The sequence below is a fragment of the Microlunatus elymi genome, assembly GCF_007362775.1.
Classification (GTDB): domain Bacteria; phylum Actinomycetota; class Actinomycetes; order Propionibacteriales; family Propionibacteriaceae; genus Microlunatus; species Microlunatus elymi.
The window spans coordinates 90,804-109,636 of record NZ_CP041692.1 but is presented as its reverse complement, the minus strand read 5'-3'; the positions used below and the strand labels follow the sequence as shown (position 1 = coordinate 109,636).

Genomic DNA, 18,833 nt, shown 5'->3' with positions numbered 1-18,833 from the left:
CCCCCCAGAGGCACGCCCAGCCAGGCAATTCATGTCGACCAGTCGGCGGGCCCGACACCTGCCGACAGCAGCAAGCTAACGACGTGCCGATGGTGGTGAGAGGGATCTGAGTAAAGAGGTGACCAACGTCCCGAAAAGATCTTGATCAGCTGGGGACAGCAGGTGTTTGTGGTACGTACTTCACCAGCGCGCAGTTCTTCTTGATCAACTCGCTGCCGACTCGGTTGCCGGTGGTGCGATCGATCAGATCGCGCCAGATCTCGTTGTGCCGGAACCAGTCGTCGCCCTGGCGGGTGAAGTGTTCGTCCTTCGCATACACGCTGTACGAGTAGGGCACCCGACCGGAAGCCCGCAACTCGCCCTCGAGATAACGTTCGCCGACCTTCGTACGGAGCTGGAAGGTGACGTCGGTGTCGTTGCGGAAACGAAGATCAACGTAGTTGTAGTAGACGGCACACCCGACACCCCAGGGCAGCACCCGGCCGTTGTCCGGGAAGGGATCGAAGGAGTGCTCCGAACGCTCGGTCACCACCAGCGGACTGTGCAAGATCATCCAGTGCAGCAGGTTGGCCATCTGGCAGATGCCGCCGCCGAGCCCGGCCTTGGCCTCGCCGTTGTCCAGCAGCATGCCGTCCAGATAGCCCTTCCGCCGGGTGGCCTTGCCGACCAGCCGGCAGAAGGAGAACTCCTCGCCGGGTTTGATCATGATCCCGTCCAGCCGGTCGGCGACCAGCCGCAGATTCTGCACCTTGTTGTGCTGCATCCACATCTCGGAGTCACCGAGCGTGCGCAGCAGCAGCGACTTGTGCTGTTTGACCCGTACCGGAAGATCATCTTCGCTGCGGTCTCCTGCCCAGTCGATCTGCCAGCGACTCCACTGCAGTCGGCGGCGCAGCCGCAGCAGCTCCACCGCTGCCGGATAGAGGAACGGAAACCGTTCGGTCAGCCGTGGGCCACGGTGCTGCAGGGCCGGCGGCAACTGCGCGTCCTCGGTCTTGATCATGGTGCACTCGATCGTTCCGGACGACTGATCGGTCCCGGGTCCACTGGCTTCGATGGTCATCTGTTCCCCTCTCGTGGGAAACCTAGCGACTCGGCAGGGTCATCGCGCTGCCGTCGGATGATCTTGCTGGGGCTGTGACCCAGCTGGTGCACGACCGTTAGGCGCCGGCACGACCGACGCGGATCGGCACGCTTCGCGGGCTGGACCGCGGATCCGGGCAGCGGTTGCGCAAGTCGCCTCCACTACTCTGAGCGCCATGAACAACGGCGTACGAAAAGTGGCGATTCTCGGAGCGGGCATGATCGGCGAAGTGCACCGCCGGGCGGCGATCCTGGCCGGTGCCCAGGTGGTCGGCGTGATGGCGTCCAGCCCGGAGCGTTCCCGCGAGGTAGCAGCGCAGTGGGGTGTCGAACACGCCTTCGCCAGCATCGACGAGGTGGTTGCCTCCGACATCGACGCGGTCCACATCTGCACCCCGAACTCGTCCCACGTGCCGTTCTCGATCGCCGCCCTGGAAGCCGGCAAGCACGTGCTCTGCGAGAAGCCCCTGGGGGTCAGCCTGGAGACCGCTCAGCAGGCGGCCGCGGCGGCCGAGAAGGCCGGCCTGGTCAACACCATGCCGTTCGCCTATCGCTTCCATCCGATCGCCCGGGAGATGCGAGCTCGGGTGCAGTCCGAGGAGTTCGGCGCGCCCAACCTCATCCACGGCTCCTATCTGCAGGACTGGATGCTGGATCCGATGGCCAGCGGCTGGCGGGTCGACCCGCAGGCCGGCGGTCCGTCGCGGGCCTTCGGCGACATCGGATCGCACTGGTGCGATCTGGCCGAATGGGTGACCGGGGAACGGATCGTCCAGGTGGTGGCCGACACGTCGATCGCCATCCCCCAGCGGCCCGCCGGCACCGCCGCCTCCTTCACCACGGCCAGCGGCGAGGGGCCGTTGGTGGATGTGACCACCGAGGACAGTGCGTTGATCTTGTTCAGGACCGACCGCGGCACCTCGGGTTCGGCGGTGATCAGTCAGCTCGCCGCCGGCCGCAAGAATCGCCTGTGGTTGGAGGTCGACGGCGCCGTGCACAGTGCTGTTTTTGATCAAGAACATGCCGAGGAGCTGTGGATCGGTGGCGACGCCGAGTCGATCACGGTGGTCCGCGACCCCAACCACGGCAGCGCCGAGCAGCGGCGGCTGTCCCAGCTGCCGGCCGGCCATGCCCAGGGATACGCGCAGTGCTTCGAGAATTTCGTTGCCGACAGCTACGCCGCGATCGACGCCTACGTTGGAAACGGCGAGGCTCCCGAGGGACTGCCGACCTTCGCCGACGGGCTGCGCGCAGCCCAGATCTGTGACGCCATGCTGCGCTCGGTTGACTCCCGGGCGTGGGAGACGGTCTGACCCATCCGCGATGGGCCAGAACCCCCGATGGCCAGAACTCCCGATGAGATGGCGGCTCGCCTTCCTACGCCGTTCCCGACGTCCCCCGTCAGGCTGGGCGGCCGCCACCACACCGTTGTCATCCACGACCCGACAACCGCCGATGAAATCGCCGGCAACACCCAGGGATTGCTGCTGCCATCGCGTCGCTTCCGATGGCCGACGCTAACGACGGCCCGCGCTGATCGCCTCAGTACTGGACTACTGGTTCGGGGCCTACTGGATCGGGCCTACTGATTCGAACCTACGGATTTAGGGCTTGCGGATTCGGGAGCTCGGGATTCGGTTCGCGGACCATGCTGGTCGATTCCGGAATCCGCTGCGAGTTCGGACTCGTCGATCAGCTTCTGCAGTTTGGCCAATGCCAGTTGCAGCAGCGTCGGCACACTCTCCACCGGCACGGCCAAGGCCACGGCGATCACGCTGCTCGGCTGGCCCGCCTCGTACAGGCGCAGCGTTGCCGCCAGGCCGTCGGGTAGCTCATCGATGAGCTGATCGCGCTCCATGTCAGGCAAGCTACGGCGCCGGCGACCCGTACGGCTCGGTAGTCGGCTACTGATTTCTGTGCCTGGCCGCCGATCCGTCCGGTCCGGAATTCAGTCGGTGCCGAGATAACGGACCAGCTCGGCACGGCTCTCGACGCCGAGTTTGGCGTACGCCTGGTAGAGATGCGACTCGACCGTCCGCACCGAAAGCACCAACCGGGACGCGATGGCAGCATTCGACAAACCGTCGGCGGCCAGCCGGGCGACCTCGCGTTCCCGGCGGCTGAGTTCGGGCCATCGCGGCCGCTCGTCCAACAGCAACGGAGTCCGTACGCCCGCGGACCCGGCCGCGAGTTGCTGACTGCGAACCGCCGTACGCGATGCGGCCGAGCTCCGAGCGGACGCGGCATGGCTGACGGACGCCTGCGCGGCGGCCTCGGCGGCGAGCAGTCGCAGGCCACGCTCGGCGAACCGTTCGGCGCAGTGTTCGAGCGCGATCGCATCATCGCCGGCGGTCGCGTCGACGTGGTCGGCCAGCAGCCCCGGGAAGGTGCATTCGGAACTGTCCGCGAGCTCCTGCAACGGCCGGCGGACGGCCGATGCTGATCCACCGACGCGTACGGACAGGTGCAGCAGGCCGGCCCGCGGCATCGGTAACTCGCGCAGCTGCTCCGCGCCCTCGACGGCGATCCGTGCGGCGCCGGTCGCATCGCCTTCGAGCACGGCGATCCAGACGGCGGCTGCGACCGCGTCCTCCTCGGTCCGGGCGACCCGCCGATCCAGCGCGCGTTCCCGACTCTGTCCCAGCCACCGTCGAGCGGTCGTCATGTCGCCCGTCAACGCCGCGGTCTGGGCCAGCATCGCCAACGCCCAGGAACGCGACCCACCGACCTCGGCGCTGCGGAAGGCGACCTCCGCATCCATCAGCGGGCCACGTGCTTCGGCCGGTTTTCCCTGTAACAGCAGGCATTTGCCGAGAGCCAGCGCGGACAGACCGCGGTTGATCGCGTCCGGGCTGTGCACCAGCGCGTCCTGGATCGCCGAGACCATCGCGGTGGCCTGATCGGCCTGGCCGTCCAGGGTGAGACAGAGCGCCTGTTGCAGGGTTGCCTCCGCGGCAGCGCTGGCCACGTCGGCTGCGGCGGCGACATTGGTGAAGGCGTCCTGGGACAACCGGCGCAGCGAATCCTGCACCTGCTGGGCTCGGGCGTGCAGGCCGAGGTAGGCCAACGCCTCGCCACTGGTCTCCAGCGCCAACAGCCGAGACTGCGCGCTGGATTCGGGGTCGGCGAACACCGGCTGCACCCGATCGAGGACATCGGCTGCGCGGCCGTCGTCGATGTCGAGGTTGGCCCGGTAACCGAGGTACTGATGGTCGGCCTCTCGGACATGGGCCGGCGTCAACCGGGCAGCCGGGTCGTGATGCGCGGCGTGGAATCGCTCCAGCATGGCCGCCGTCTCGTCGCGCCGACCGAGCCCCAGGTAGAGCCCCCGGACTCGGCAGCTCAGGTAGGTCTGATGCAGCTCCGCGTCGGTCTCGGCCAGCACGGCCTGCTCGTTGTCGGCGAGCACCCGTTCCGCCTCCGGATACCGATTCTGGCCGGCAAGTCCGCGGGCGACTTCCATCGACGCGGCCACCCCGGCGCCGCGGGCGCGAGCCGCCCGGGCCAGCCTTTCGCCCAGGACGTAGTCGAACACGCGATTGGCCTGGGTCGCTGCTGCCGTCAGCATCTGCGGCGGTACCTCGCCGCCCGCCTCCAGCCGCCAACTCGCGATCCGGAGCAGCGTTTCCGGGTTGCCTCGTCCTTGATCAACTTCTTCTTGATCAACTTCGCGTTCTTGATCAACTTCTCCGGGGCGGGAGGCCGGCCGGTCGGCCTCCAGGGCATCGGCCAGTCGCCGGAGCAGCCGGCGGCGGGTCATCACCCCGATCTGGGACAGGATCACCTCGCCGTAGAGCGGATGGTGCAGCCGCAGCTCGTCCTGGTCGTCCTGCAGCAGGCCGGCCCGTTCCAGCCGGGTCAGCGCTTCGGGGTCGGCCAGCCGTTCGACGCAGCTCGGCGGCAGCGGCTCGCCCAACGCCAGCATCGCCAGCGTCTGCCGGTCGGACTCGCTCAAACCGGACAGCCGTTGTCCGACCGCGTCGATCAGCCGCGGCGCGAGGACCAGCTGCTCGTTCCATCGCCAGACGCCGTCGATTCGGCGCAGCGCTCCGTCCTGGACCGCGCCGGTGACCAGTTCACGGGCGTACAGCACGTTGCCCTGGACCATCCGGGCCAGCAGATCGGCCGTCCTGGCGCTCAGTTCGCCACCCAACGCGGCACGCAGCAACTCCTTGATCTCCCTTGTGGAGAAGGGTTGCAGGTCGATCCGGATGGCGTAGCCGTCCTTCCACAGAGCGGTGATCGGATCCGGTACGGGCTCGCCGCGCCGGATCGCGACCAGCGGCCGGATCACGCCCTCCAACACCAGATGCAAGATCAGATCCGCGCTGCCGGCGTCGAGTAGTTGGGCGTCGTCGATGATCAACAACAGCGGATCGCCGCCCGATCGCAGCGCGCCGATGACGGCGCCGTACCAGGAGGTCGCGTCGGTATGGCCCTGCCGTGCCTCGGCCGGCACCAGATGCAACATCGCTCCGTATGGGGTGGTCGCGGCTGCCCTGGTCCCGATCACTGTCGCGGTACGGAGCTGCTGCCGCCGAGCCCAGGACTGCACCTCCTTGAGCAGCCGGCTCTTCCCGATCCCCGCCGGTGCCACCACCACCGCACCTGTCGGAGACGAGGTGTCGGGGTGAGTGGGGGCGTCGGCCGTCGGGGGCGTGCCTGCTGCGGAGACGTTGGCCGGATCAGCGGCGCCGAGCTGCTCGGCGAACAGAGCGGTGATCACGTCGAATTCCTCGCCGCGGGCACAGAACGGCCAATCGCTGTGACCGAACCGTGCCGGATCGATCGCCGAGTCCGCGACGTCCCCCATCCGATACTTCTACCGCCAAACCGGGCCGCTTCGCCACCGGACGGCCGCCGATCTGTGGACTCGAACGAAGATTTCCGAGGCTGTCGGCGAGTGGTTGGCACGGTTCTTGTGCCGCTGGCTACGGTGCAGTCGGTGAATCCAGACAGCCAACGTGAGTGCGGCTCAGGCTCAGCCGGCGCTCCGAGGGGAGGCGGCAGCGTGCGGACCGAACTGGCCGGTGATGTGACGGTGGCGGCTCGGACGCTGCTCGGGGCGACCTTGCAACGAGGCGAGGTCGCGGTGCGGATCGTTGAGGTGGAGGCGTACGACGGTCCGACCGACCCGGCCGCCCACACCTACAACGGCAAGACGGATCGCAACTGGGTGATGTTCGGACCGGCCGGCCATCTGTACGTCTACTTCAACTACGGCATGCATCACGCCGCCAACGTGTCGGCCGGGCCCGACGGTCGAGGCAGCGGGGTGTTGCTGCGCGCCGGCGAGGTGATCCGCGGAATCGATCTTGCTCGACAGCGCCGGGGACCCGCGGTCGTCGATCGTGATCTTGCTCGCGGCCCCGGTCGGCTGACCCAGGCGCTGGGCATCACCCGGGCCGACAACGGGACCGACCTGCTGGCAACCGACCCGGCGACCGACGCGGTCCGACTGTTGCCCCGAGCCACGCCGCCGCCCAAGATCAACACCGGCCCGCGGGTCGGCATCAGCAAGGAGATGGAGCGGCCTTGGCGGTTCTGGATCGCCGATGATCAGCATGTCTCTGCCTATCGCCGACACACCCCGCGCAAGCGACGCGGGGTCGACCCGGTGACGGACTGAGCCACGATCTACTGATCCAACGGGGCCAGCGAGGACATCAACGTCGGAATGAACTCGGCAACCGTCGGATGGATCGGCAGCGCGTCGCGGACCCGGCGATAGCCGACCTTCGCCTGCATCGCGAGGCCGACCTGCTGCACGAGATCGTCTCCGTCCAGCCCGAAGAAGGTGGCGCCGAGGATCTCCTCGGTGTCGGCGTCCACCAGGACCCGCATCAGTCCGACTGTCTCGCTGTCCAATCTGGCTCGGCTCACCGCAGACATCGGCAGCTTCGACGTGAGCACCCGACGCCCGGATGCCCGCGCCTCGGTCTGGGTCATGCCGACGCGGCCCAGCGGCGGATCGGTGAACATCGCGTATGCGGTGATCCGCGCGGCAACGCTCCGATCCGGATCGAGCAGGATCTGGCTGTCCTGATAAGCCGTGTGGGTGAAGGCGCCGTGCCCGTTGATGTCGCCCAGCGCCCAGACACCCGGGACCGAGGTGGCGTAGCGATCATCGATCCGCAGGTAGCCGTGCTCGTCGACCTCCAGGCCGTGTTCGTTCCCGATCAGGTCGGTGTTGGGCCGCCGGCCGGCGGCCACCAGGAGTTGCTCACCGGAGACCGAGGTGCCGTCCTGGCAGCGAACCGTGATTCGCCCCTCGTTCTCGCTGACCTCGTCGGCATGGCTCGGAATCAGTCGGATCCCTTCACTGGAAAGCATTTCGGCCACTGCCGAGGAGACATCCGGATCCTCGCGCGGGGCGATCGCGCCGATGATCGTCACCCGAGATCCGAACCGGGCAAACATCTGACCGAACTCGCAGCCGATGTAACTGCCGCCGATGATGATCAAGTCCTCCGGCAGCTCGGTCAGTTGCAACAGTTCGACCTCGGTCAGGAAGTTGACCGCGTCCAGTCCCGGGATCGGCGGCGTTGCGGCACGAGCTCCCAGATCGAGATAGATGCGAGGTGAAACCAGTTCGCGGCCGTCGTCGGTCAACACCCGGTGCTCGCCGTCGCCGGTCTGCAGGGTCGCCTGGCCACTCACCAATTCCAACCCGGGCAGGGATTCCAGCCAGTCGAGCAGTCCGGATCGCATCTCGTCGATCATGCTGTGCATGCGCTGCATGACTGCCGGGAAGTCAACTCGTACGGGACCGGTCCTGATGCCGTAGTCGCCGGCTCGACGGGCCCGATGCGCCGCGACCGCGCTGGCTCGCAGCGCCTTCGTCGGGCGACAGCCGTGGTTGAGACAGGTGCCTCCGACCTGCTCGAACTCCACCAGCGCCACCCGCTGCCCGTCGCCGGCCAGCTGGCCGGCAACACTGGGACCGGCTTGACCGGCGCCGATCACGATCGCATCAAAGCGTTCCATGCGCTCAAACTACAGATCAGCACTCCGCAGAAACAGCAAGCGTCACCTCAGCAGCCTCACCAGCCGCGTACGCCTCACAAGTTGACTGCGCAGATCCGGTCCTGTGAGCGCTTATAAGACTTATCGGGAGGATCGATGACTCCGTCGCCCGAATCCACCATCCGGACGTAGCCTGAAGACATGGTGCAGCCGGTCCAGATTACCCTCGGCGTGCTGGCGATGTTGATCATCGCCGCTCTGCCGTTGTTGATCATGGTCGGCTTCGATGCTCTCATCGGCCGCTACGACGAGACGCTACGTGAGTCAGGCATTCAGCGGATTTCGCAACCGCTGAAGGAACGGCGCGAACACCGCCGAAATGTCCGTGCGCTCAAGCATCAGGTCGGCGTGCCGATCGAACGGCTCGGCGCTGACTTGCGCCGGCTGCGGGAACTGATCCGGCACAGTGAACATGCCTCGGCAACTCAACAGGCTGCCCTGCGCCAGGCCTACGACCGGGTCCTGATCGAGACCTGCGCGATGCTGGACCTGCCGCATCATCTCGATCTGCCGACCGAAGGACTGGAACGCGACATCGAGCGTCTGCGGGTCGAGGCGATGCTCGAGGGGCACGGCATCGTGATCAGCAACATCCGCCGCCACGGTCAGAACGCCTGACGATCCTTTCAGGATCATTCAGCCCGGTCCAGGCTGAGTTCGGATGATCCTGGGGCGATGTTTAGCGGATTCTCGGACGCCACGGAATAGCTGCCGGCAGGCGGCTGTTAAGCTATGTGAGCTTCGGCGTCGAAGTTTCTCCATCGTTCGCGCCGCGGCTTGATCCTCGGCGGATCGATGGCCACTGTAAAAAGAAGGTCAGCAGGAAAGGATCCGCCATGTCCCGCCTCGGCAGGGCTCTTCGCCGCCGTGAGGTTGCTCGTAATCGTCGTGCTCTCGATCGTGCGATCGCGAAGGCTCCGACACCCACCATGCGTGATGAGTTGATCGTCATCTCTCAGCGCGATGGATTCGATCGGCGCTTCCGCTGATCCATCCGGTGGCAAACCGACAAGGGCTTCCGTCGTGAACGGAAGCCCTTTTTGCTGCACTGTAAGCCTTCTCGTGGATATCGGCGACATCGCATTCAGCCGGTGAACATCGGTTCGAACAGCTCGATCAGGCTCGGCAGCAGGACCGCGGTTCCCAGTGCCAAACCGGCCAGACTGCACACCAGGAAAAGCCCGCTCCAGATAGGGCCGGGGATCCGGGTCAGCGTCACCAGTTGCGCGACGTCGGAGCTACGATCGCCGCCGCGCCGCCGTTGCATGATCAACTCGATCACCGGCTTCGGTGCTGCGATCAGCAGGATCCAGGTGATCAGGTAGGCCGCCGCGGATTGCCAGACCGGGTCCAGATACCAGCTGATCAAGAACACCGAACCACCCGCGACCAGCAGCACCAGGATCCCGTACGCGTTCCTGATCAGCAGCAACATCAGCGACAGCAGCAACACCAGCAGCCAGAGCAGACCGATGCTGTGTCCGGCCGCGAGCAGCGCGGCGGCGCCCAGCCCGGCCAGCGCCGGCCCGAGGTAGCCGACTGTCAGCATGATGATCATGCCCGGCCCTCTGGCTTTGCCGTGCGAGACGGTCAGGCCCGAGGTGTCGCTGTTCAGATGGATGGCGGTCAGCCGACGCCCGGCCAGCATCGCCGCCAGCGCGTGCGCGCCCTCGTGGGTGATGGTGACCAACAGCCGGGTGACCGGCCAGGTCCGCCGGTAGAGCACCAGAATCATTCCGATCACCGCGATCACGCCGACCACCTGCGGGTGCGGCGGCGGCTGCGTTGCGGTGGCTCGCTGCCAGATCTCGGTCACAACCTCCACCCGGCAACCCTGCCCGATCAACTCAAATCCGCCGAGAAGGCACGCGCCCGGACGCATGACAGCGCCCCCTGACGTTGACCTGTCCCAGGCCGGGGCCGATGGAGACGGCGGCGGGACGGGTCAGTAGTGTGCGAACCGGCCGATGTTGCCCTTCACCAGAGGCGGCGGAGGGTGAGCTGAATTGCCGGGCCGCAGGCCCGGGCTGCTGCTCGGCCTTGGGAGAACACGCACCTCGACAAGGCGGTAGACATGACAGCACCGGTCGATCCCACTGGCACCGAGGCCTGGGCCACGCTCACCGAACTGCAGCACGACTTCCAGCCCGATCTGCGCGGCTGGTTCGCGGCAGATCCGCAGCGGGCCGCCACGTACACGTTCACCGCCGGCGACCTCTTCGTCGACCTGTCGAAGAACTTCCTCAACCCGCAGATCAAGCAGGCCCTGATCGCGCTGGCCGAGCAGGTCGGTCTGACCGATCGGATCGAGCAGATGTTCTCCGGCCAGCACATCAACGTAACCGAGGATCGCGCCGTCCTGCACACCGCGCTGCGCGCTCCCGAAGACGGCACCCTCGAGGTCGACGGTCAGGACGTGGTCGGCGAGGTGCACGAGGTTCTGAGGCGGGTGTACGAGTTTGCCGACAAGGTCCGCGGCGGGACGTGGACCGGTGTCACCGGCAAGCGGATCGAGACCGTCGTCAACATCGGCATCGGCGGTTCTGATCTTGGTCCGGTGATGGCGTACGAGGCCCTGTTGCCGTACAAGCAGGATGGGCTGACCGCGCGCTTCATCTCCAACATCGACCCGACCGACGCGTACACCAAGACTCACGATCTTGATCCGGAGACGACACTCTTCATCGTCAGCTCCAAGACCTTCGGCACCCTGGAGACGCTCACCAATGCCCGACTGTCCCGGTCGTGGCTGCTGGACGGGCTGATCGCGTCGGGGGCGATCTCCGGCGACGAGGACTCACGCAAGGAAGCCGTGGCCAAGCATTTCGTCGCGGTGTCGACGGCGCTGGACAAGGTCGCCGACTTCGGCATCGATCCGGCGAACGCCTTCGGCTTCTGGGATTGGGTCGGCGGCCGCTACTCGGTCGACTCCGCCATCGGCACCTCGTTGGCCGTGGCCATCGGGCCGGACAACTTCGCCGACTTCCTGGCCGGTTTCCACAAGATCGACGAACATTTCCGCACGACCCCGCTGGAGCAGAACGTGCCGGCTCTGATGGGCTTGCTGAACGTCTGGTACAACAACTTCTTCGGCGCCGAGACGCATGCGGTGCTGCCGTACGCGCAATATCTGCATCGCTTCCCGGCCTATCTGCAGCAGCTGACGATGGAGTCCAACGGCAAGGGCGTCCGCTACGACGGCAGCCCGGTCACAACCTCGACTGGTGAGGTGTTCTGGGGGGAACCCGGCACCAACGGCCAGCACGCGTTCTACCAGCTGATCCACCAGGGCACCCGGCTGATCCCGTGTGACTTCATCACCGTCGCCAACCCCTCACATCCCTTGCAGGACGGGGATGTCGACGTACACGAGCTGTTCCTGGCGAACTTCTTCGCTCAGACCCGTGCGCTCGCATTCGGCAAGACCGCCGACCAGGTGCGGGCCGAGGGGACGCCGGAGTCGATCGTGCCGGCCCGGGTGTTCACCGGCAATCGGCCGACGAGTTCGATCATGGCCCCGGCACTCACCCCCGCGGTGCTCGGTCAGCTGGTCGCGCTGTACGAGCACATCACCTTCACCGAAGGAACGGTGTGGGGAATCGACAGCTTCGATCAGTGGGGCGTCGAGTTGGGCAAGCAACTCGCGCTCGAGGTCGCGCCCGCCGTCGGTGGTGACGCCGATGCCCTGGCCAACCAGGATTCCTCGACCCAGTCCTTGATCGACTACTACCGATCGCAGCGCCGCCGGGCCTGATGCCGCTGCCGCGTCTCACAGCCGCACCACTTGCAGTCAGCCGCACTAGTTGCAGCCGGTGCGGCGTGCGGCAACTGGTGCGGCTGTGGGGTCAGTGCCTCGATCTCAGGCGGGGTCAGTCCTGCTCGTCGTCCGCGTCGTTCTCGTCGGTAGCGGTCGCGACTTGCGGACCCTCGGCCCGGAGCTTGTCGACCTCGGCCATCGCGGCCCGAAGATCGGTCAACCAGGTCTCGGTGTGCTCGCCGACCAGCTTGACCGCCCAGGACAGTGCCTCGGAACGAGACCGCGCGACGCCGGCGTCGACCAACGTGTCAAGAACTTGACGCTCCGGTTGCTTGAGTCGAGTCATCACCGGCACCGAGATGTGGGTGAACAGTTCGTCCACATCGCCGGCGCGGGCACCCCAGGAGACCTTGCGGCGATAGCGTTCCTGGGCTTCGTCGGCGATCTCCATTCGGGTCTCCCGGCTGTCCGAACGGAACCGGCTGATCCGTCCTTCGGCCTCGGCTCCGGTCAATTCGTCGGTGTCGGCCAGGGTGCCGACGACGATGATCTCCTCGCGATCCGCGGTCACCTCGACGGCCGAAAACCATTCGCCGGGCAGGCGCCCGTTGAACCAGGACTCGATGTCGTCGGTGGCCGGCAGATCGCTCTGCTGCCATCCGCCGGGCCGGCCGAATCCGCGCGGCCCGCGTCGGCCGCGGCCGCGGCCCCACGGAATGTTGGCCGGATCCGACAACCACTCCCGGAGTGCTTCCGGGCTCGGTTCGAAGCCGCCGTGATGGTGCCCGCCCGGACCGTGCCCACCTCGACCACGACCACCCCCCCGTCCTTCGCGGGGATCGTCATCTTCGGAGTCGCGGCGGCGTCCGCCTCGGCCTCCGCCGCGGCCTTCCGGGCCGCGCGCACCGGGCCCGCGACGACCGCCGGGACCGGGCCCCTCGGGACCGAAGCCCCGTGGACCGAACCCGCCGGGGCCGAAACCGCCACCCGGGAAATCTGTGCCTCTCATCATGTCCTCCTTCCTCCGTACGACATGACGATTACATGATTACACCATTACCTCGGACGCACAACAGCTCAAGGATTTGCCGAGGTCGGCGTGGAGAACCGGCGCGGGAGAACAGCGCCAGCCCGGCGGATCTGCTGGCGATCAGTTGTGGCGGGGGCGAGCAGGATCCAGGGCGCGTTGGACCTGATCGGTCGGGTTCTGCAGCACCGGGCGGCGCTGCAGGGCGAGGTCGGTCACGGTCTTCAGACAGGCGAGCTGATCGCGGATCGCGCCACGGGTCCAGGATGTCCTGCGTTCGCGAACGGTGTCGTCACCCACGCCGTTGGCGTCCAGTCCGATCGCACGAGCGGTGCCGACGGCGCGGGGGAGGTGATAGCTCTGGGTGATCACGGTGACCTTGGTCACGCCGAAGACGTCGCGGGCTCGAACGCAGGAGTCGTAGGTGTCATAACCATGCCGGTCGACGACGATCTTGTCCCTGCGGACACCGCGCGCATGCAGATATTCCTGCATGCACAGGGTTTCGTCAAAGGCGGGCGCGGCATGATCACCGGAGACCAAGATCATTCCGATCTTGCCGGCTGCCAGCAGTTGTCGTGCCAGATCAAGTCGCGCTTGCAGGAAGGGCGAGGGTGTGCCGTCGGAGTACGCCAAGGCGCCCAGCACCAGACCGACCGGGGCATAGGGGACATCGGCGGCGCTGAACAGCCGGCCGCGGGCGAAGGAACGGACGTAGCCGACCGAACCGGCCAACGCCGCGACCCCAACACCGGCCCCCAGCAATGCAACCTGCCCGACCCGGGGGACGTAGCCGGTCGGCTGCGCTTGCTTGCGGGCACGGTGTCGAGGCACCTCCCAATCCTAGGGGCCGATTCCTGTGGCCCCAGAGTTGGCAGCGATCCTTTTCAGACTTTTGGATACTGGTCCCTGGGCCGTGACGATCATGACCAGAAGCCGCGCCGATCACGGCGAACCGACGACCGGGGAGGGCCGATGCCGGAGGGTGACATCGTCTGGTCGGTTTGCCGGCAACTTCATCGTGCGCTGGCCGGAAAGTCCTTGACCCGTTGCGAATTCCGCGTCCCCGCCCTCGCTGTGACCGACCTCACCGGAGAGATCGTCAACGAGGTACGGCCACGCGGCAAACACCTGCTCGTCCGCTTCGGCAACGGCTACACCTTGCACTCCCACCTGCAGATGGACGGTGCTTGGCGGGTCTTCGCCGACGGCCGCAACTGGAATGGCGGACCCATCCATGAGATTCGCGCCGTTCTTGGCGTGCGGGGCGCAACAGCCGTCGGCTACCGGCTGCCGGTGCTGGAATTGATCTTGACCGACCACGAACAGCACGTCCTGGGACACCTCGGCCCGGATCTGCTCGACAAGAACTGGGATCCAGACGTTGCCGTACGCAGATTGCGATCGAATCCGAACCGCTCCATCGGCGAAGCCCTGCTCGATCAGCGCAATCTCGCCGGCATCGGCACCGTCTACCGCGCAGAAATCCTTTTCCTGCAAGGCATTCACCCGCGTACCAGGGTCGGTGACGTGCCCGATCTGCGCCGCCTGTGCGAACGAGCCCGTACGTTGATGATCAACAACCTCGGCGGCTTCGAGCAGAACACCACCGGTGATCGACGGCCGAGCCGCGCCCATTGGGTCTACGGACGCAGCGGCCGGCCTTGTCGGCGCTGCGGCACCCCGATCGCGGTCGAGGAATTCGGCCCGGGCGGGCAGGAACGCCTCAGCTATTGGTGCCCGCACTGCCAACCGCGGCGATGATGCCGAGTCCCGTCGCATCGCGGATCGGTGGGTCGCGTTTGCGATCAGAGGGCGACCTGGACTCGACCGGCGACGACGCGGGCGAGGTAGATCTGCAGTCGCAGGTCGGGATTGCCGAAGCACTCGCCGGTGATCAAGCTGTACGACTCCTTGTGCAGGGGCGAAGCAACGGTCGGGCAGCCCGACCGGGTGCCGACGATGCCGCGGGAGATCACCGCTGAGCCGGTCCGCGGGTCCAGGTTCGAGGTGATCACCACCTGGTCGTCCCACAGCCGGAACACGGCCAGTTGGCGGCCGTCCAGCAGAGCGGCTTCGCCCCATTCGGGCTCGAGATCAGTCAGCGAGCAGACGTCGGTCCAGGCAAGATCGACAAGGGTTGGGTTGTCAGCGGTCAGAGTCATCAAGATCACCTCGGTCAAGGAAGCGTCGGTTCGGATCGGGAACAAGGACTTGATCAAGCCGCGTCGGTTGATCAGGCATCACGTGCACGGTTGGGATCAGGCGACGACCACCTCCGTCCGAGTTCGCAGCAGCTCGCAGATGCGGTCCTTGCAGGTCCCGCAACCGGTGCCGGCTCGAGTAGCGCGACCGATCGCGGTGACATCGCGATGGCCGTCGTCGATGGCGGCGTTGATCGCACCGGCCGAGACACCGTTGCAGCGACAGACGGTGGCATCGGGACCGAGCGGATCGGTGCCGCTTGCGTGATCGGGCCCGTCATGCCGCAGCAGGCTCGATCGGTCGCTGGGCAGTTCGCTGCCGCGTTCGTACAACAGCGTCAGCTCGGCCGCGGTGCGCGGCAATCCGATGCAGATCAGCCCCTCCAACGTCCCGCCGCGAGTGATCATCTTCGCGTACCGGCCGAGCTCCGGATCGCTCCATTGCGCAACCCGGCGATCATCTTCGCCGACCAGACAATCCAGCGGATCGAGATCCACCGAGCCTGCCGACACCACCGAAAGCCCCGGCGTCTTCAAGATCATCACCGGTGCGCCGTCGCACGGTGCGTCGTCGCCCGACGCCGGCGACCGAACTGCCGGCGACTCAACCGGCTGGCGCTGGTGGCGGTCGGCCAGCAGCCGAGCGGCCAGCCATTCGGCCTGAGCAAAGCCGGGACCGATCAGTCCGCTCGGTGCACTGATCGCGACGCACCGCTCGCAATCGTCTTCTGCACAACGCATCTGAGCACAGTCGCCGATTGCCGAGATCGTGGCGTCGTCGACCGTACGCAGCTGATGATCAACCACGATGCCCACGTCGACGAGTAGTCCGGAACGCGCCGCCAAGCCGGTGCGCGGTGCAGCGCCACAGCAGACCACCAGCCCGTCACCGGAGATCTGACTGCCGTCGGCGAGCCCGAGACCGGCGAACCGGCCCTCGTGCAGCCGCACCGCGGCAGCCCGAGCATCGGCGACAATGCGGATCCGCCGGCGACGCAGGTGTCGAGCCACGATCGCGGCCGCAGTCGGGTCGAGGTTGCGTTCCATCGGCACCCGGCCGGCGTGTACGAGGGTGACAACGGCACCGGCTTCGGCTGCGGTCAGTGCCAGCTCCATGCCCAGCACCCCACCGCCGAGAACAACCAGTTCGCGCCCCCGCTGCGACATCGTCGCCAATCGTTCCGCATCGCCAAGATCACGCAACACCGTGACACCGGCCGGCAGCATCGGATCCTGCCCGGGCGGGCACTCCGGCAACCCGGCGAGTCGGGGCACCCGGGCCGCGGCACCGGTGGCGAAGATCAACTCGTCGTAGGCGTACTGATCACCGTCGGCCAGGGTCACGAACCGACGGTCCCGATCGATCTCGGTCACCGGCACCCCCAGCCGAAACCGGACGCCGTCGGCCTCCAGTTCCTGCAGGTCCGACATGATCATCAGCTCTTGATCGATGCTCCCCAGTGCCAGTTCGCCGATCATGATCCGGTTGTAGGCCGGCTGCGACTCCGCACCGATCACCAGCAGTTGCAGACGGTGATCACGTACTGCCGGCAGCAACTCATCGATCAGTCGGGACGCAACCGGACCGAAGCCGATGATCACCAGTCGGCGCGCGCGCCGTGCGTGCTGGAGCAACATCACGCGACCTCCTCGCCGTCGAACTGCGCCCCGCCAGACTGTCCGGAGGTGACGCGCTCGACCGTGACGTTGCTTGTCTTGAACTCCGGCATCCCGGAAATCGGATCGGCGACCGCGGCGGTCAGCCGGTTGGCGGACGCGTCCTCGGCGAAGTGAAAAGCGAGAAACACCGAGTCCTGCCGGATCAAGGTGGTCAGCTCGGCCCAGCAGACCGCGGCACCTCGGTCGCTGCGGACCAGCACTTCGTCGCCGTCGTCGATTCCCAGCCGGGCAGCGGCGGCCGGGTGGATCTGCAACCTGGCTCGGGGAACAGCATGGTCAAGTTCCGGAATCCGTCGGGTCTGGACGCCGGACTGATAATGCTCCAGCAGCCGGCCGGTGATCAGCGTCAGCTGCCGGCCCGACGGTGGCGCGTCGACCGGCCGACTGGGGCGGACCGGCACCAGCACCGCCTTGCCGTCGGCCGTGCCGAAGGAGTCGGTGAACAGACGCGGCGTGCTCTCCGAGCGGTACGGCCAGTGAGCCGCTGCGTCTCGGTCAAGCAGGTCGTAGTCGATCCCCGAGTAGTCCGCGATGCCACCGGCGCTGGCCAGTCGGAGCTCTTCGAACACCTCGCGCGCACTGGCCGGGAACGCCGAGGAGGCACCGAGCCGCCGGGCCAGCTCCTGCAGAATCTCCAACTCGCTCTTGGCCTGGCCGGGTGGTTCGATCACCGCGCGGCGTCTGATCACCCGGCCCTCCAGGTTGGTCATGGTGCCGTCCTCCTCGGCCCACTGCAGCACCGGCAGCACCAGGTCGGCCCGCAGAGCGGTCTCGGAGAGGACGAAGTCGCTGACCACCAGGAAGTCAAGATCAGCAAGGCGGCGCTGCAACCGGGTGGCATCGGGTGCGGACACCAGCAGATTGGAACCGTGCACCATCAGCATCCGGACTCCGTCCGGCCGGCCGAGTCGCTCCAGCAACTGCACCGCCGGCAGTCCCGGTCCGGGAAGTTGATCGACGTCGACACCCCAGACTCGAGCAACGTGATCACGCGCGGCCGGGTCGGTGATCTTGCGGTAGCCGGGCAGTTGATCCGACTTCTGGCCGTGCTCGCGGCCGCCCTGGCCGTTGCCCTGTCCGGTCAGCGTGCCGTAGCCGGAGTCGGGCGAGCCGGGGAGTCCGAGCAACAAGGCCAGGTTGATGGCCGCGGTCGCGGTGTCGGTGCCGTTCACGTGCTGCTCCACACCCCGACCGGTGAGCAGGTAGCAGCCGCCGTGATCCGCAGCCCAGGCCAGCCGTCGGGCAACCTCTCGGATGGTGTCGGCCGGGACACCGGTGATCGACTGGACCCGCTCGGGCCAGAGTGCGGCAACGCTGCGCCGGATCGTGCCGACCCCGACCGCACGCCTGGCCAGATAGTCGTTCTTGATCAACTTCTCCGCGAACAGCACCTGGGTGATGCCGAGCAGCAACTCCAGGTCGGTGCCCGGCGCCGGCTGGAGATGCAGTCCGGAGCCGCCCGCGGTCAGCCGCGCTGTCGCCGACACCCGGGGATCGACCACGATCAGACCGCCGGCCGCAACGGCGCCGGCCAGATGCTGAACGAACGGCGGCATCGTGTCGGCCACGTTGGAGCCGAGCAGCATGATCGTGTTCGCGCGATCAAGATCAGCGACCGGGAACGGCAGCCCACGGTCGATGCCGAACGCGCGGTTGGCGGCCGCCGCAGCCGACGACATGCAGAAGCGCCCGTTGTAGTCGATCATCGCCGTGCCCAGAGCGACCCGGGCGAATTTCCCCAGCAGGTAAGCCTTTTCGTTGGTCAGGCCGCCACCGCCGAAGACCGCGACCGCGTCATGGCCGTGATCGCGTTGAGTCCGACGGATCTGCTCGACGATGACGTCGTACGCGCGGTCCCAGCCGATCGGCCGGAGGTCGCCGTGACGATCACGCAGCATCGGCCGGGTCAGCCGATCCGGATGCCGGATGAGCTCGGCCGCGGTCCACCCCTTGCGGCACAGGCCGCCGCGGTTGGTGGGAAAGTCGCGCCCGGTCACGGTGACGGCGTCGTCGGACCCACGGGTCAACGTCATGGCGCACTGCAACGCGCAATACG

16 protein-coding genes are annotated in these 18,833 nt (G+C 67.0%); 5 read left to right on the top strand and 11 right to left on the bottom strand.

Features of this window, described 5'->3' with window-relative positions; genetic code table 11:
* Positions 1 to 145 precede the first annotated feature (145 nt).
* Positions 146 to 1,063: a VanW family protein gene (locus FOE78_RS00465; protein ID WP_228265981.1), complete on the bottom strand. Its 918-nt coding sequence runs from the start codon at positions 1,061 to 1,063 to the stop codon at positions 146 to 148.
* 196 nt (positions 1,064 to 1,259) lie between these two features.
* On the opposite strand from FOE78_RS00465, the gene FOE78_RS00460 reads away from it, so the two are divergent.
* Positions 1,260 to 2,396: a Gfo/Idh/MocA family protein gene (locus FOE78_RS00460; protein ID WP_143984576.1), complete on the top strand. Its 1,137-nt coding sequence runs from the start codon at positions 1,260 to 1,262 to the stop codon at positions 2,394 to 2,396.
* A 269-nt stretch (positions 2,397 to 2,665) separates the two neighbouring features.
* Here the strand turns inward: FOE78_RS00460 and FOE78_RS00455 are convergent, their stop codons facing one another.
* Positions 2,666 to 2,941, bottom strand: a complete 276-nt coding sequence (locus tag FOE78_RS00455) for a hypothetical protein (protein WP_143984575.1) — start codon at positions 2,939 to 2,941, stop codon at positions 2,666 to 2,668.
* Positions 2,942 to 3,031: 90 nt separating this feature from the next.
* On the bottom strand, positions 3,032 to 5,896 hold the full coding sequence (locus tag FOE78_RS00450; RefSeq protein WP_143984574.1) for a LuxR family transcriptional regulator: 2,865 nt from the start codon (positions 5,894 to 5,896) through the stop codon (positions 3,032 to 3,034).
* 198 nt (positions 5,897 to 6,094) lie between these two features.
* On the opposite strand from FOE78_RS00450, the gene FOE78_RS00445 reads away from it, so the two are divergent.
* Entirely contained in the window at positions 6,095 to 6,712 is a 618-nt protein-coding gene (locus FOE78_RS00445) for a DNA-3-methyladenine glycosylase (RefSeq protein WP_143984573.1), read from the top strand.
* Positions 6,713 to 6,720: 8 nt separating this feature from the next.
* Here the strand turns inward: FOE78_RS00445 and FOE78_RS00440 are convergent, their stop codons facing one another.
* Together FOE78_RS00440 and FOE78_RS23470 are read right to left on the bottom strand one after the other, a co-directional pair.
* Positions 6,721 to 8,070, bottom strand: a complete 1,350-nt coding sequence (locus tag FOE78_RS00440; protein WP_143984572.1) for a mercuric reductase — start codon at positions 8,068 to 8,070, stop codon at positions 6,721 to 6,723.
* A gap of 74 nt (positions 8,071 to 8,144) precedes the next feature.
* Positions 8,145 to 8,324, bottom strand: a complete 180-nt coding sequence (locus tag FOE78_RS23470; protein ID WP_168207292.1) for a hypothetical protein — start codon at positions 8,322 to 8,324, stop codon at positions 8,145 to 8,147.
* On the opposite strand from FOE78_RS23470, the gene FOE78_RS00435 reads away from it, so the two are divergent.
* Positions 8,323 to 8,727, top strand: coding sequence for a hypothetical protein (locus FOE78_RS00435; protein ID WP_168207291.1), 405 nt, complete (start codon positions 8,323 to 8,325; stop codon positions 8,725 to 8,727). The two genes, FOE78_RS23470 and FOE78_RS00435, sit on opposite strands and share 2 nt — an antisense overlap.
* A 466-nt stretch (positions 8,728 to 9,193) precedes the next feature.
* Here FOE78_RS00435 and FOE78_RS00430 read toward each other — a convergent pair whose 3' ends face one another.
* Complete coding sequence (locus tag FOE78_RS00430) at positions 9,194 to 9,934, bottom strand: M50 family metallopeptidase (protein WP_228265980.1); 741 nt, start codon at positions 9,932 to 9,934, stop codon at positions 9,194 to 9,196.
* Positions 9,935 to 10,183: 249 nt separating this feature from the next.
* On the opposite strand from FOE78_RS00430, the gene pgi reads away from it, so the two are divergent.
* A complete protein-coding gene (pgi, locus tag FOE78_RS00425; protein WP_143984569.1) occupies positions 10,184 to 11,863 on the top strand; it encodes a glucose-6-phosphate isomerase in 1,680 nt (559 codons plus the stop codon).
* Between the two features lie 115 nt (positions 11,864 to 11,978).
* Here the strand turns inward: pgi and FOE78_RS00420 are convergent, their stop codons facing one another.
* Both FOE78_RS00420 and FOE78_RS00415 read right to left on the bottom strand, forming a co-directional pair.
* Positions 11,979 to 12,602: a hypothetical protein gene (locus FOE78_RS00420; RefSeq protein ID WP_323125706.1), complete on the bottom strand. Its 624-nt coding sequence runs from the start codon at positions 12,600 to 12,602 to the stop codon at positions 11,979 to 11,981.
* Between the two features lie 414 nt (positions 12,603 to 13,016).
* Positions 13,017 to 13,727, bottom strand: a complete 711-nt coding sequence (locus FOE78_RS00415) for a SanA/YdcF family protein (protein ID WP_143984568.1) — start codon at positions 13,725 to 13,727, stop codon at positions 13,017 to 13,019.
* 141 nt (positions 13,728 to 13,868) lie between these two features.
* On the opposite strand from FOE78_RS00415, the gene FOE78_RS00410 reads away from it, so the two are divergent.
* Positions 13,869 to 14,657, top strand: coding sequence for a DNA-formamidopyrimidine glycosylase family protein (locus FOE78_RS00410; protein WP_143984567.1), 789 nt, complete (start codon positions 13,869 to 13,871; stop codon positions 14,655 to 14,657).
* A 44-nt stretch (positions 14,658 to 14,701) separates the two neighbouring features.
* Here FOE78_RS00410 and nirD read toward each other — a convergent pair whose 3' ends face one another.
* From nirD to FOE78_RS00395, 3 genes are all read right to left on the bottom strand, one after another.
* Entirely contained in the window at positions 14,702 to 15,058 is a 357-nt protein-coding gene (gene nirD, locus FOE78_RS00405; protein ID WP_143984566.1) for a nitrite reductase small subunit NirD, read from the bottom strand.
* A gap of 96 nt (positions 15,059 to 15,154) precedes the next feature.
* The gene (locus tag FOE78_RS00400) at positions 15,155 to 16,735 is read right to left on the bottom strand and encodes an FAD-dependent oxidoreductase (protein WP_143984565.1); all 1,581 of its coding nucleotides are present in this window, start codon (positions 16,733 to 16,735) and stop codon (positions 15,155 to 15,157) included.
* Positions 16,735 to 18,810 (bottom strand): molybdopterin oxidoreductase family protein, encoded by a 2,076-nt coding sequence (locus tag FOE78_RS00395; protein ID WP_143984564.1) that lies wholly within the window; start codon positions 18,808 to 18,810, stop codon positions 16,735 to 16,737. Before FOE78_RS00395 ends, FOE78_RS00400 begins: the two co-directional genes overlap by 1 nt.
* Between the last annotated feature and the right edge of the window lie 23 nt (positions 18,811 to 18,833).